This window comes from Mucilaginibacter gilvus (assembly GCF_004054195.1).
Taxonomy (GTDB): Bacteria; Bacteroidota; Bacteroidia; order Sphingobacteriales; family Sphingobacteriaceae; genus Mucilaginibacter; species Mucilaginibacter gilvus.
In genome coordinates, this window is record NZ_SBIW01000003.1 from 489,543 (window position 1) to 501,521 (window position 11,979).

Annotated in this window: 13 protein-coding genes and 1 tRNA gene; 4 read left to right on the forward strand and 10 right to left on the reverse strand. The window is 43.9% G+C overall.

The window, feature by feature from the left end:
• Window positions 1-509: 509 nt before the first annotated feature.
• From EPL05_RS08085 to EPL05_RS08095, 3 genes are read right to left on the reverse strand one after another with little or no spacing between them, the layout of a single operon-like run.
• The gene (locus tag EPL05_RS08085; RefSeq protein ID WP_128533440.1) at window positions 510-674 is read right to left on the reverse strand and encodes an Arc family DNA binding domain-containing protein; all 165 of its coding nucleotides are present in this window, start codon (window positions 672-674) and stop codon (window positions 510-512) included.
• A gap of 8 nt (window positions 675-682) precedes the next feature.
• The gene (locus EPL05_RS08090) at window positions 683-1,219 is read right to left on the reverse strand and encodes a hypothetical protein (RefSeq protein WP_128533441.1); all 537 of its coding nucleotides are present in this window, start codon (window positions 1,217-1,219) and stop codon (window positions 683-685) included.
• A 1-nt stretch (window position 1,220) separates the two neighbouring features.
• On the reverse strand, window positions 1,221-2,078 hold the full coding sequence (locus EPL05_RS08095; RefSeq protein ID WP_128533442.1) for an SPFH domain-containing protein: 858 nt from the start codon (window positions 2,076-2,078) through the stop codon (window positions 1,221-1,223).
• Window positions 2,079-2,191: 113 nt separating this feature from the next.
• On the opposite strand from EPL05_RS08095, the gene EPL05_RS08100 reads away from it, so the two are divergent.
• The 4 genes from EPL05_RS08100 to istB all read left to right on the forward strand — a co-directional run bounded on the left by EPL05_RS08100 (window position 2,192) and on the right by istB (window position 6,019).
• On the forward strand, window positions 2,192-4,261 hold the full coding sequence (locus EPL05_RS08100) for an HD family phosphohydrolase (protein ID WP_128533443.1): 2,070 nt from the start codon (window positions 2,192-2,194) through the stop codon (window positions 4,259-4,261).
• A gap of 171 nt (window positions 4,262-4,432) precedes the next feature.
• A tRNA-Ser gene (locus EPL05_RS08105) sits at window positions 4,433-4,519 on the forward strand.
• A gap of 383 nt (window positions 4,520-4,902) precedes the next feature.
• A complete protein-coding gene (locus EPL05_RS08110; protein WP_243837248.1) occupies window positions 4,903-5,253 on the forward strand; it encodes a hypothetical protein in 351 nt (116 codons plus the stop codon).
• Between the two features lie 19 nt (window positions 5,254-5,272).
• The gene (gene istB / locus EPL05_RS08115; RefSeq protein ID WP_128533444.1) at window positions 5,273-6,019 is read left to right on the forward strand and encodes an IS21-like element helper ATPase IstB; all 747 of its coding nucleotides are present in this window, start codon (window positions 5,273-5,275) and stop codon (window positions 6,017-6,019) included.
• A 185-nt stretch (window positions 6,020-6,204) separates the two neighbouring features.
• On the opposite strand, the gene EPL05_RS08120 is transcribed toward istB, so the two are convergent.
• The 7 genes from EPL05_RS08120 to idi all read right to left on the reverse strand — a co-directional run bounded on the left by EPL05_RS08120 (window position 6,205) and on the right by idi (window position 11,914).
• Window positions 6,205-6,894 carry a MarR family winged helix-turn-helix transcriptional regulator gene (locus EPL05_RS08120; protein WP_128533445.1) on the reverse strand — a complete coding sequence of 230 codons (690 nt, stop codon included), beginning with the start codon at window positions 6,892-6,894 and terminating at the stop codon, window positions 6,205-6,207.
• A gap of 35 nt (window positions 6,895-6,929) precedes the next feature.
• The gene (locus EPL05_RS08125) at window positions 6,930-7,994 is read right to left on the reverse strand and encodes an oxygenase MpaB family protein (RefSeq protein WP_128533446.1); all 1,065 of its coding nucleotides are present in this window, start codon (window positions 7,992-7,994) and stop codon (window positions 6,930-6,932) included.
• 3 nt (window positions 7,995-7,997) lie between these two features.
• Window positions 7,998-9,251, reverse strand: coding sequence for an NAD(P)/FAD-dependent oxidoreductase (locus tag EPL05_RS08130; protein ID WP_128533447.1), 1,254 nt, complete (start codon window positions 9,249-9,251; stop codon window positions 7,998-8,000).
• The gene (locus tag EPL05_RS08135) at window positions 9,248-9,895 is read right to left on the reverse strand and encodes a flavin reductase family protein (protein ID WP_128533448.1); all 648 of its coding nucleotides are present in this window, start codon (window positions 9,893-9,895) and stop codon (window positions 9,248-9,250) included. Before EPL05_RS08135 ends, EPL05_RS08130 begins: the two co-directional genes overlap by 4 nt.
• A gap of 1 nt (window position 9,896) precedes the next feature.
• Complete coding sequence (locus tag EPL05_RS08140; RefSeq protein WP_128533449.1) at window positions 9,897-10,613, reverse strand: SDR family NAD(P)-dependent oxidoreductase; 717 nt, start codon at window positions 10,611-10,613, stop codon at window positions 9,897-9,899.
• Window positions 10,610-11,269: a GTP cyclohydrolase I FolE gene (gene folE / locus EPL05_RS08145; RefSeq protein WP_128533450.1), complete on the reverse strand. Its 660-nt coding sequence runs from the start codon at window positions 11,267-11,269 to the stop codon at window positions 10,610-10,612. Before folE ends, EPL05_RS08140 begins: the two co-directional genes overlap by 4 nt.
• A 102-nt stretch (window positions 11,270-11,371) precedes the next feature.
• Window positions 11,372-11,914 (reverse strand): isopentenyl-diphosphate Delta-isomerase, encoded by a 543-nt coding sequence (gene idi / locus EPL05_RS08150; protein ID WP_128533451.1) that lies wholly within the window; start codon window positions 11,912-11,914, stop codon window positions 11,372-11,374.
• Between the last annotated feature and the right edge of the window lie 65 nt (window positions 11,915-11,979).

Here is an 11,979-nt window from a genome sequence, read left to right on the forward strand (position 1 = left end):
GAAAGTACGGTGTGGCTGTGTGGCTATCGTCAAAGCTTATACAGATGGAGGAGAGTATGTTACCTTCTATTTCCATTAATTTTTTGCCGTCGGCATTATTCCATACATATATCATCCGCCATATGTTGGGTTGGTTCAAAGTTGCTTTAAAGCCATTATTTAGCGTGAGTTGGAGCGTGTTGCTGAAGAATTTTGTTTCAGCATAACCCATTATTTTGCCTTCGGAGGTTTTAAAGTGATGTCACCGTTGCCAGCACCCAGTGCGGTAATGGAATTATCGTCGGTTTGAAGGATTGTTGCCGACGAAAACATCCCTTCGTTGTAAATTTTACCGTACTGGTTTTGCCCGTCGGTTAGGCTATAGTCGGGTGCGAACCAGCCATTTGTTACCAGCCAGAGTTTGTCGCCTTTTAAATAGATAAATTGTTGTAGGACATTCAGGGTAAATGTTTTTATAGCTATAAAGATATCGTGTCGTACTGAAAAAGTTTACACTTTTACTCATCAATTCAATCCTTTTTTTTTCGCGTAGCTTTCTTGCGGCTGGCCAGCGCTTGCTGCAGCAAATATTCTATCTGCCCGTTGGTGCTGCGGAATTCTTCGGCGCCCCAGGCCTCTATTTCCTTGAGTACCTCGGGGTTTATTCTCAATATAAATGCTTTTTTCTCTGCCATTACACTCCTTATGCCGAAACCGCTGCCGCCGCCTGTGCCTGCCGCAGTAAAATTAAGTTCACACCAATTAAAGTAAACAAAGGGATATTAAGATTTACCTTCTGCGGAGATGCATCAATCTGTATCTTAAAGGGCGTTTTTATCCCGAATGGTTTCTGTATGATTTGCAGTATATCGCCCTGTGCTGCGCTGGCAAGCGTTAAAGCTTTGGTAAATAGCTTTTTGTACAAGTAAGTAGCTTCGAAGCCATTATCCAGCTTTAGTAAAGTGTCGCGTTTCCAGCGCTGGGGTTCAATGGTGCCAATGGTTTGGTCGTCATCCTTATTCAGCAGCATAGCGCATTTAAACCAACCCTTGTGCTTTATAGTCCAGCTGCCCTCGGCGGTTTCTATGATTGCGTACTTGCGCCAATGGCTTTTGTAACTCAGTTTACCATATACCAACTGGCCGTCTGTAAGCTCGTAATAAGGGAAGAACCACTTATGACGGGTAATAAACAGCTCATTTGTTTTTATCTGGTCAAAATTCCGGAAATTGTTTATCATCTTAGTGGTATAAGGTGCCTGTATTCACAACAGGGGAAACAGCGCGCTCGCCGCATAATACTACCAGCAGGTTACTTACCATAGCTGCTTTGCGCTCTTCGTCAAGTTCTACAATGTTCTTTTCGGCCATCTTGTTCAGGGCCATTTCTACCATACCTACGGCACCCTCAACTATGAGCCTGCGCGCGGCAATAATGGCCGATGCCTGCTGGCGCTGCAACATCGCCTGTGCTATCTCAGGTGCATAGGCCAGGTGTGAGATCCGTGCTTCAACTACTTCGATGCCGGCACGTTCCAGGCGTTCGTTAAGTTCCTGCTCCAGCATGTGGCTTACCTCTTCGGCGCCGCCACGAAGAGTAATGCTGGCTGTTTCATCTTCAATATGATCATAAGGGTAAGAGTTTGCCAGGTGGCGTACCGCCGCCTCGCTTTGTATATTTACGTATTGCAGATAGTTCTCTACCGCGAACACGGCTTTAGCGGTTTCTTTTACCTGCCAAACTATTACCGCGGCAATTTCAATAGGGTTACCTACGCTGTCGTTCACTTTTAATTGCTGCCCGTTGAGGTTAAACGCACGTAAAGAAACTTTCTTTTTTACAGTGAAGGGGTTTACCCAATAAAAGCCACCAGACTTAACCGTGCCCATGTAGTTACCAAACAGGATAAGCACGCGCGACTCATTCGGGTTTACCACGATAAGGCCGCAAAGCACTAATACAATATCTACAACCGTGATAATCGCCCCCGAAACCGGGTTTTCTGTTACAAAGAAATATGATGCCGCCCCGCCCAGCAAAAAGAACAATAACAATGCTAAATAGCCCGAAGGCGCTGTGATAACTTTTTCAGAGTTCATGGTTTAAATGATTTTAAAATGATATCATAAAGATATCAAGTTTGTTTTGATAAAAGCAAGAAAAAGCACATTTAACCGAAACTTATATTATTTTTGATAGGTTAAACTCGCAAATGGCAAAATTATCATCGTCGCGGCAGAAGGCATTATTGCGCAAATACGCGCTGAATGTTAAATTTTTTATGATGATAGCCAGCGTGAGCGTTATCGTTTACGCCCTGCCCAAACAAGCCAAATTTGGCTACGAATACGAAAAAGGCAGGATCTGGAATCAAAAGGATCTCATATCTCCCTACAATTTCGCCATCTTAAAAACCAACCAGGAGATAGAAGCCGACGAAAAAACAGCGTTGGCTACGGTAACCCCCATTTACCAGTTAAATACAGATGTGGGAAAGCAATTGGTAGAAGGATTTAAAACTGACCTGGAGATCAAATGGCATACCGCGGGTATTAACGATAAATTCAAAGCCAAATACCTGCAAACAGGTATTTCCTTACTTACTGATGTTTACACCCGTGGCATTTTTAAGCCAAATTCAAAATATCAGCAGAGCAACCCAAACTACAGGGTAACTATACTGAACAATAACATTGCAACCGAGCGTAATACGGCCGACCTGCTTACCCGCGAAACTGCGATTGCTTACTGTGACAACGCCATTGGCAAAGTACCGTATGTTGACAGGGCGTTCCTGCTCAACCTGATGCAAGACAGGTTGCAAACCAACCTTACGTACGATCTGAAACTTACCCAAAGGCTGGAGCAGGAGGTAGTAGAAAACCTCTCCATTACCCGTGGTATGGTGCAAAAGGGCGAAACCATCATCAGTAAAGGCTCAGTAATAAATGATGAGGCGTTTCAAAAACTGGGCTCCTTTAAAAAGGCTTTCGAAGATAACGCGCGCATTAACGGTAACCATACGCTGGTGCTACTTGGACAGTTTTTACTGGTGGGCCTGGTTATAACGCTGCTGATGATATTCCTTTACCTGTTTAGGCGCGATATTTATGATGACAACCGTTTGGTGAGTTTGATATTGCTTGTGGTGACCGCTATGCTGGCCACACTATCGCTCGCCATTAAGCTTCAATGGCCGGGTAATTTGTACTACATCCCTTATTGTATTGTTCCTATCATCATCCGCATATTGTTTGATACCCGTTTGGCGCTAAATATCCACTTGCTTGTGGTACTTGTGGCCGGTTTTTTTGTACCGAACAGTTTTGAATTTGCATTTTTTGAGATCACGGCGGGGATGGTATCTATTTACAGCATCAAAAACCTGCTGCGCCGCGAGCAGTTCCTGATATCGGCACTCATTATCACCTTCGCTTACTTTGTTTCCTTTGTAGGGATATCGTTGGTTCGCGAAGGCTCGTTTAGCGCAATCGACTGGATGGACTTCCTTCCGTTTGCGGGGAGCGTAATGCTAACCTTGCTGGCTTATCCGCTTATATATGCCTTTGAAAAAATGTTTGCCATCACATCAGATATCACGCTGATAGAACTGACCAATACCAATGCGCCATTGCTGCGTGAGATGGCTTTTAGTGCGCCCGGTACGTTTCAGCATTCCTTGCAGGTGGCCAACCTTGCCGAGAATGCTATTTACTCGATAGGCGGCAACGCGTTGCTGGTTAGGGCAGGGGCCTTATACCACGATATTGGCAAAATGCAGAACCCGCTATTCTTTATAGAGAACCAAACCTCGCACTTTAACCCGCACGATAAGCTGCCTTACGAGGAAAGCGCCCAGATCATCATCCGGCATGTAAGTAAGGGAATAGAAATGGCGCGCAAAGCAAACCTGCCCGAGATCGTGATCGATTTTATTCGCACCCATCACGGCAATACAAGGGTAGACTATTTTTACCAGTCGTTTTTAAAGAATTTTCCCGAAAAATTCATCAATGAGAATATTTTTCGCTATCCCGGGCCTATACCATTCTCTAAAGAAGCCGGTGTTTTGATGCTTGCAGACTCCGTAGAAGCCGCTTCGCGCTCTTTGAAGGAGCCGGACGAGGAATCCATCAGTGTACTGGTAGATCGTATCGTGAAATACAAATTGGACCAAAACCAGTTGAAAGACAGTAACATAACCCTGAAGGACCTCGAAACGATCAAAACTATCTTCAAACGTATGCTGATGAGTATTTATCACGTAAGGATAGATTATTAATTATTTGGTGAATAGTTAAGTGGTTGATTAAGTGGGCTGTTTGTGGCGTTATACTGGCGTCAAGCTTATTTTCTCTAAAACTCCTCTATATAAAACGATTTTTTTTTTTGACAACTTGCCCGAATTACTATATTTGCAATCCCGAAAAATGGTACTTTATTATTAATACCTGGTGAGGTGCCTGAGAGGCCGAAAGGATCAGTTTGCTAAACTGACGTACGGGCAACTGTACCGAGGGTTCGAATCCCTCCCTCACCGCTTAGACCAGTATCATAGGGTTTCAAAAGCCTCTAAATCAACGATTTAGAGGCTTTTTTATTTCTGCTGCTATCACAAATCATTCATATAAGCCCAGAATAAAAAAGAGTACTTTAAGGAGTACCTGATTTTGGTTTTACTACTCTCTAAAAGTACCATAACTATATGTAAATCAGGATGTTCGATTATCAAACATCTTGTTTTGTAAGTGCTGTGAGTCGAATTTTGTTCACTCTTAATTCAGCATTTTATGTTAGAGAAAACCTTCAGTTTATTGGTTTACCTGAAAAAACCAAAGTTTAGAGATCTACTCCAACTATGAACGTATCGCCCTGCATAAACGGGCAAAGAACCCTTACGGTTATACGACCGATAAAGACCATATGGCCACTACCCACCGCTTTTTAACTGACTGGACACCTGATAAGTTCCTGGATTGGGCAGCCTCAATCCATAAGGATGTGCGGCTGTATATCCTTAAGATCCTTGACCGGAAGCAACACCCGGAGCAGGCTTACAAGTCCTGCCTGGGTGTTCTTGGCTTCGCCAAGAATGCCGGGAACGAGCGCTTAACGATGGCCTGCCAGCGTGCGCTCAGCTATGGTATTCATAACTATAAAACGATACAAACCATCCTGGAGAATAAGATGGACGGCTATGAGGAAAGTCTGTTTGCCGATGAGCTGCCTATGCCTAACCATGATAATATCCGGGGAAAAGACTATTACAAATAACCATTAAACAACAAATAACATGAACACAAGTACATTGGACAAACTGCGGAAGATGAAGTTCTTCGGCATGTTCCATGCCTTCAAAAGCAGCATGGAAACGGGTAAAACAAATGATTATACAGCGGATGAGCTGCTGGCCCACTTGGTAGATGCCGAGTGGGACGACCGGCAAAACAGGCGTATCGAACGGCAGATACAGTATGCCAAGTTCCGCTATAAAGCCTCTGTAGAGGACGTTCATTACCATGCCGACCGAAGTATCGACCGCAACCAGATCATGCGCCTGGCAGACTGTACCTTCATTGACCGCAATGAAAACATACTGGTTACCGGCAGCACCGGTATCGGTAAAAGCTATGTGGCTTCTGCTATCGGCTATCAGGCCTGTATGCTCGGCTACAGGGTATTTTATGCCAGTACGCCTAAGCTATTCGCCAAACTGAAGATGGCTAAGGCAGATGGCTCCTATATCAAAGAACTCGCTAAACTGGAAAGGACACAGCTGCTCATCCTGGATGACTTCGGTATCCAGCCTTTTGATGCACAAAGCAGGGCTGCGCTGATGGAACTAATTGAAGACCGGCATGGCAAGACCTCGCTGATCATTACTTCACAATTACCGGTAAGTAAATGGTTTGAAGTTATCGGTGAAAAAACGGTTGCTGATGCGATCCTGGACCGGATCGTTCATGATGCGCACCGCATCGAACTGAAGGGAGAATCTATGAGAAGAAAACGCAACGTTGAACCGGAAACCAGCTACTAATGAAAATACCTTTTAAATAACTATTTTTGTACACGCTTTTATAGCGTTTGCTGCACGCCCCACGTCAGCTAATTGCCTGGTCAGTTTGGCCCGGAATCAGGTGGTCAACATCTCCATAACATACAGGCTGAGCCTTCATAACCAAATCAGACAAAATTTGTACCTCGGTAAGCTGTCGGCCACGTTCACATTACAGTTGTATCACCTTCGGTAACACTTTTAAGGTCAGCCTTATTTACTATGGTTTTCTTAATATAATGTTCCAGGTGAAAGTCTTCCAATTTTTGCAATAGGTATTGCAATGTGAATTTCTCAGCGGTAGTCAATTTTCCGGTGATGATTTTACCTACGTAATTCATATCCACAAATACCTGATAAAGCAAATTTTTGCCTTTTTCGGTGATAGCAATGTGTTTACTTCTTTTGTCTTTAACATCATCCCATTGTGTAACCAATTCAGCAGCTATCAGCCGCCGTATTACTTCTGTCCCCGAGGTTTTTTCCTGTAAATTATGGCTGATGAGTTCAGATTTGGAGAGATGGTTGTGGGTAAGCAAAATAGCTAAGGCGGTAAAATCTTCGCCGGTTTGCAGCGGCGTACCTTCCAGGGCTTTTTTTATATACAACTTAGCATAGCGGCTCATAAATACAAACAACCGTCCAATGTTATTATCCAATTGGTAGGCTCTCTCCAACGCAATGGTATCATTGTTTCCAAACCTCACTTCGCTATTGGCAGTGTTGCCGGTTTGGTCACCAACTGTATTCAACAGAAAACCTGTGAAATCCTGGATGGAAAGCTCCCGTTCCTGGTTTTCCTCTTCCAATTGTTCCACAAGGCTTATTAATTGATGAATGAGTTGGTATGATTTCATTTTGTGTGCATACTAGTGCTTATTGGCATTCAAATTTAGTTTATTTTACTTAGTTCAGGGTTTTGTGTTTTAAAGGTAGCGTAAGCCGCCCGGTATTTTTGCCCGGGATCGGGTTCCGGCTTAAAGCTTTTCAACAGATTAAGCGCTCTAATCAGTGTGAGTTTATAGCCAGGTAATTCCGGGGCGTTCACGGCCAGCATATCGGCTACCTCTTTCCCAAGCAGGTAACGCATTAATCCCAATATATCATTAGCGGTAGCCTTGCTTGTATTAATTTGCAGAATATGGTCGGTTAAGGCATGGGTGAGTTCCTGCCCGTGTGGCGATATGCGGAACTGGCGATGCTTGATAGCGGCATCCAATTGTTGGGCCATTTTGGGATCTGCAGGGATCAGGTCTTTATGAAGACCGGTGAGGTAACCAATTACCGACCAAATGTGCATAAAAGCATCCTGATCTGCATGGCTCACGCTAAAACCAAGCATCCGTAACCCCCGTATTACGATGAGTGAGAACGAGAGGTTGGTGCCTGCCATATCTTCCTGGTTAATAGGCACACCCCATGAATTGTCCCACTTACCGCTTTGTATGGTATAATAACGAACCGCCGCGTGCATAATGCGTACTTTTAAGATCTCTTTATAAGCATTACCATCGTTGCCGAAAGCATCTGGCCCCATCACTTCCCATACAAAAACGGCCGTATCATACAGGCGTTTGGTTGTTTGTTTCCGTATCCGTTCAGATAAATGCAGCACCATAGCACCATTTGCTGCCGTATAGCAATAAGGGAGCGACAACAGCCCAAGCAAGCTCATGATAATTTCTGAATGCCGGGCAAAGAAAACCGCGCCAGCTTTCAATAGCTTTTGGTTTACCCAGGTTGGTAATTGCCCCGCATTTTTTATAAAAAGGAAGCCGGGATAAATTTCTTTTAGCTGATTTAAACCGTCTAAATTTGCTTTGCCGCTCATCCATTGCTGCAGTTGCAGCTTTTTTTCGGTATCGGCAAATATCTGTTGTATAAATTCATCAGCCTCCGGGTCTCCAAAAAGCCTTTTATCATTTAAAAACTCATTGCTGTAAATTGGCTCAATCATGGCTTAATTCATAGTTTTAATAATGGCTTCGGCAGTTAACCTCCCGCTTTTCATGGCTGCATTAATAGAACCGTTTAATAAATAATCGCCGCAACAAAAGCAGTTTTCACTTATACGTAAAGTAGATGGTTCGGGGTCATTGCATACATGTTCGTCATTAGGCAATGCATATGGGATGAAATAGGTCTTAATGTGCTTCCAGGTCGGTGAACCGGGATACCACTGTTTTAATTCATCCAACACTTTTGGAATTATTTCCGGGGAAGTATTTGCTTCATCATCGCCAATTAAAGTAACAGAGATCAACGATTGTCCGGTCGAACTATAAGCAGGTGATATTTGATCCATTATCGCCACGTTATTTACCAGCTTATTGGATAAAGTATTTAATGCAATAAGCGGTTCGGTAAACGGCGGCTTAGCAGATGCAAAATATATGCATACTACCGAATTCGGTTTTTTGCTGCTGCCATTGAGCGGAATTAGCTTGTTAGGAGATTTTGCAGCCGTTAGCAAAATATTTTTTGCGTAATAAATTGAACCTGTCGTTGTTGTTACAAAGTTGTTTTCAACAAAACTAACGTTTTGATTTAGTTCCAATTCATCTGCTGTAAGCCCTTCTGCTAATTGTTTTGGAATCATGCCCATTCCTCGGGCGGGGATAACCGTATCGCCCTCGCTGAACATTTTGAAAACGAATTCGAACATGCGGCTGGAAGTATTCAACTCGTTTTCCAAAAAGATCCCGGTCATAAAAGGACGAAAGAAAAAGCTGATAATCTGATCGCTAAACCCTTTGTTTTTTAAATATGACAGGGTGGTTGTTTCGTGTTCACTAAAAACGCTATCAATGCTTTTGCCGGATAGCCTTAATTTTAAGGCGAGTATTTTTACTTTATCGGCCAGCGTGCCCGCTGGAAAAAAAAGTGTTTTCCATAATGTTGAGGGTTGCCTCAACGGGTCGCCTATCTGTGAAACTCTCTTTTCAGTTAGAATAAGCGCACCGGGATCAAACTTTCGCAAGTCGAGCGCTTCATAATCTAAAAATCTTTTGGCTTCGGGGTAGGCGGTTAGCAAAACCTGGAAACCATGGTCGAGCAGAAAACCGTCTTGTTCATCTGTTTTTACACGGCCACCTATGGATGCCGTGGCTTCCAGTATCTTAATGGTTTTACCGGCTGCTTTTAAAACTTTAGCAGCGGTTAACCCGGCAATACCTGCGCCAACAATCAGTACGTCTGTTTCATCACCTATCATACTTTTTGCATATTTAGTTCACGGGGCTCCGTTCCGGGTTTAGCATAAGAAAGTCGGCCAAAAGCCTGCGAGAGAAAGTAGGAGTCTAAACCGGCTACGGTCATCGTCCCCGCTTTGGTATGGTCCACCGTGCCATCGTCTGCTATGATGAGATCATTAACTAATATCTGAACAATTTCGCCTACAACTATGGTTGTCCCGTTGATCTCCATATTTATCATTTCCTTTAATTCTAACCCGATACGAATAGTAGACTGTTCTACAAAAGGTGCTTTAAATCCATTGGTATAATACTTTTTAAAGCCGCATTGGTCAAATTCAGAAACGCCGGACGGATAACTTGCACTGGTTTGGTGTGCCTGCTTGTACCATTCCGGTAATACATTATTCAGGGTGTATTCCCCTGTAGTTTTGATATTGCCAAGGGTATCGTTGTGTTCACGTTCGGGTCTTATCACAATACCCAATAGCGGGGGATTTGCCCCTAAATGAAAGGCGGAACTAATGATACAAAGGTTTGTTATGCCATCGGTACTGGCAGTGCCCAGCAGGTTAAGCGCTTTATAGCCAACCAGGCCATTGATGAGGCTGATCCTGTATTGTTTCTCCATTTCGGCAATCTCACCGCTTTTTATACTTATCATTTTAACCAGCCTTTAATTTACCTAATCCACCATCTATACCAATCACCTGCCCTGTCATCCAGGCGGTTTCATCAGCTAATAAAAACGCTATGGCTGAACTGATGTCTTCAGGGACCCCATATTTACCCAGGGGATGCCTTTTGTTAGATGCTTCTTTCCTTTCCGGTGTGCTCAAAAATGTTTGAGCGAGCGGCGTATCCGTCAATGATGGCGCTATTACATTTACCCGGATACGGTTGGGAGACAATTCCGCAGCGAGGGAAAGCGCCAGCCCCTCCACCGCGCTTTTGGCGGCAGCAATGCTGCCGTGAAAGCTCATGCCGGTCTTCGCCGCTACAGAACTAATGAGCACCACAGAGGCCGATTGCGCGACTTTAAGCGGTTTTAGGGCTTGTTGTATTATTTTAACGGCTCCCGTAACGTTTACACGGTAATCGTTTAGGAAATCATCTTCGGTTAAGCGTGCAAAGGGCTTTAAAGTAATGCTGCCTACCGAGTATACCAGGCCATGTAATTGTTCGGGTAAAAAAGCGGCAGCTGGGCTGCAATCTTGCAGAATATCCAGTGTTAGATGATTCACGCCCACGGGCCATTCTGGTGATGATGTTCGGGAAATATTATACACCGTTGCGCCGTTTGCAGCCAAAAGTTTAATTAGCGAGAGGCCAATACCAGAACTGCCGCCAATTACTAATATGTTTTTGCCGTTAAAATTCATGAGCCTATGTATTTTAAAAATTCATTCTTAACGTCGGCCTCGCGGAAACGCCCGCAATATTCAGCCGTTAAAGTTGTGCTGTTAATATCCCTTACACCGCGACTGGAAACACAGTGGTGGTGCGCGTCTACAATTACCGCCACGTCCTCGGTACCTAATGCTTCCTTTATTTCGTTCGCTATTTGTATAGTCAATCTTTCCTGTATCTGCGGCCGTTGGCTGCAGTACTGAACAATGCGGTTCAACTTTGATAAGCCGATAACCTCCCCATTGCTGAAATAAGCAACATGCGCCTTGCCAGTAATGGGCACAAAATGATGCTCGCAGTTACTAAATACGCTAATGTTGCGTTCTACCAGCATCTGGTTATAGCTAAATGGGTTCTTAAACAAGGTTGGAACCGGCTTATTGGATGGATTAAGCCCGCTGAATATTTCTTTTACATACATTTTAGCCACCCGTTTTGGTGTGTCTTTCAGGCTGTCGTCATCAAGGTCGAGACCGAGAACGTGCATAATGCCCGCGAAATGATTTTGAATCAGCTGAATTTTGGTTTCATCGTCTAAGTCAAAAGCGTCTGGCCGCAGTGGCGTATCATATGCCGGGGCAAAATATGCGATATCTGTATCAGTTATTTGGTCGTTATTGTGAATCATATTGTGGTTAAATGAGGAGGGACCCTAATGCTGCCCGCATCGGTTGGTCGTTGATATAAAATACCCGTCTCGCGTTCTTAAGCCGTTAAGTTGAACAGGGCACTAATTATCGCTTGCTTCATATTTAATTTCTGTTTTAAAGTGTTCCATCACCTGCTCAAAGCAGATGTTAAGCCAAACGGTATAACTGCCCGGATCTGTTTTAAGTTTATAAGAGATTAACTCCATATTCAGGTATTCAAAATCCTTCACTTCCGATGGGTCGGGGATGGGTTGTTGGTTGCTGATGCCAAAGAACACATGGTCGAATTCGTTCTCTATCAAGCCGTTTTGAAGGGTTTCACAGTATCTGAAGCTGAATATCTCCTTCAGTTCACAATCAAAACCCATTTCTTCCTGTAACCTCCTGTGTGCGGCATTGCTTGTTTGTTCACCAATCCTGGGGTGGCTGCAACAGGTGTTTGTCCATTTTCCGCCTGAATGATATTTCGCGTCTGCCCGTTGCTGCAACAGCAATTGCCCATCTGTGTTGAAGATGAAAATAGAAAACGCGCGGTGTAACTGGCCTGTAATGTGGGCCCGCAACTTATCTAATGTGCCGGTTATCCGGCCTTGTTCGTTTACAGCAATTATAATCTCGCTCAAATTTTTATTTTTTAGTTTCTGTATGTGAATGCCCGGGTCGTGATGTTAATAAACGAGCCACCGAT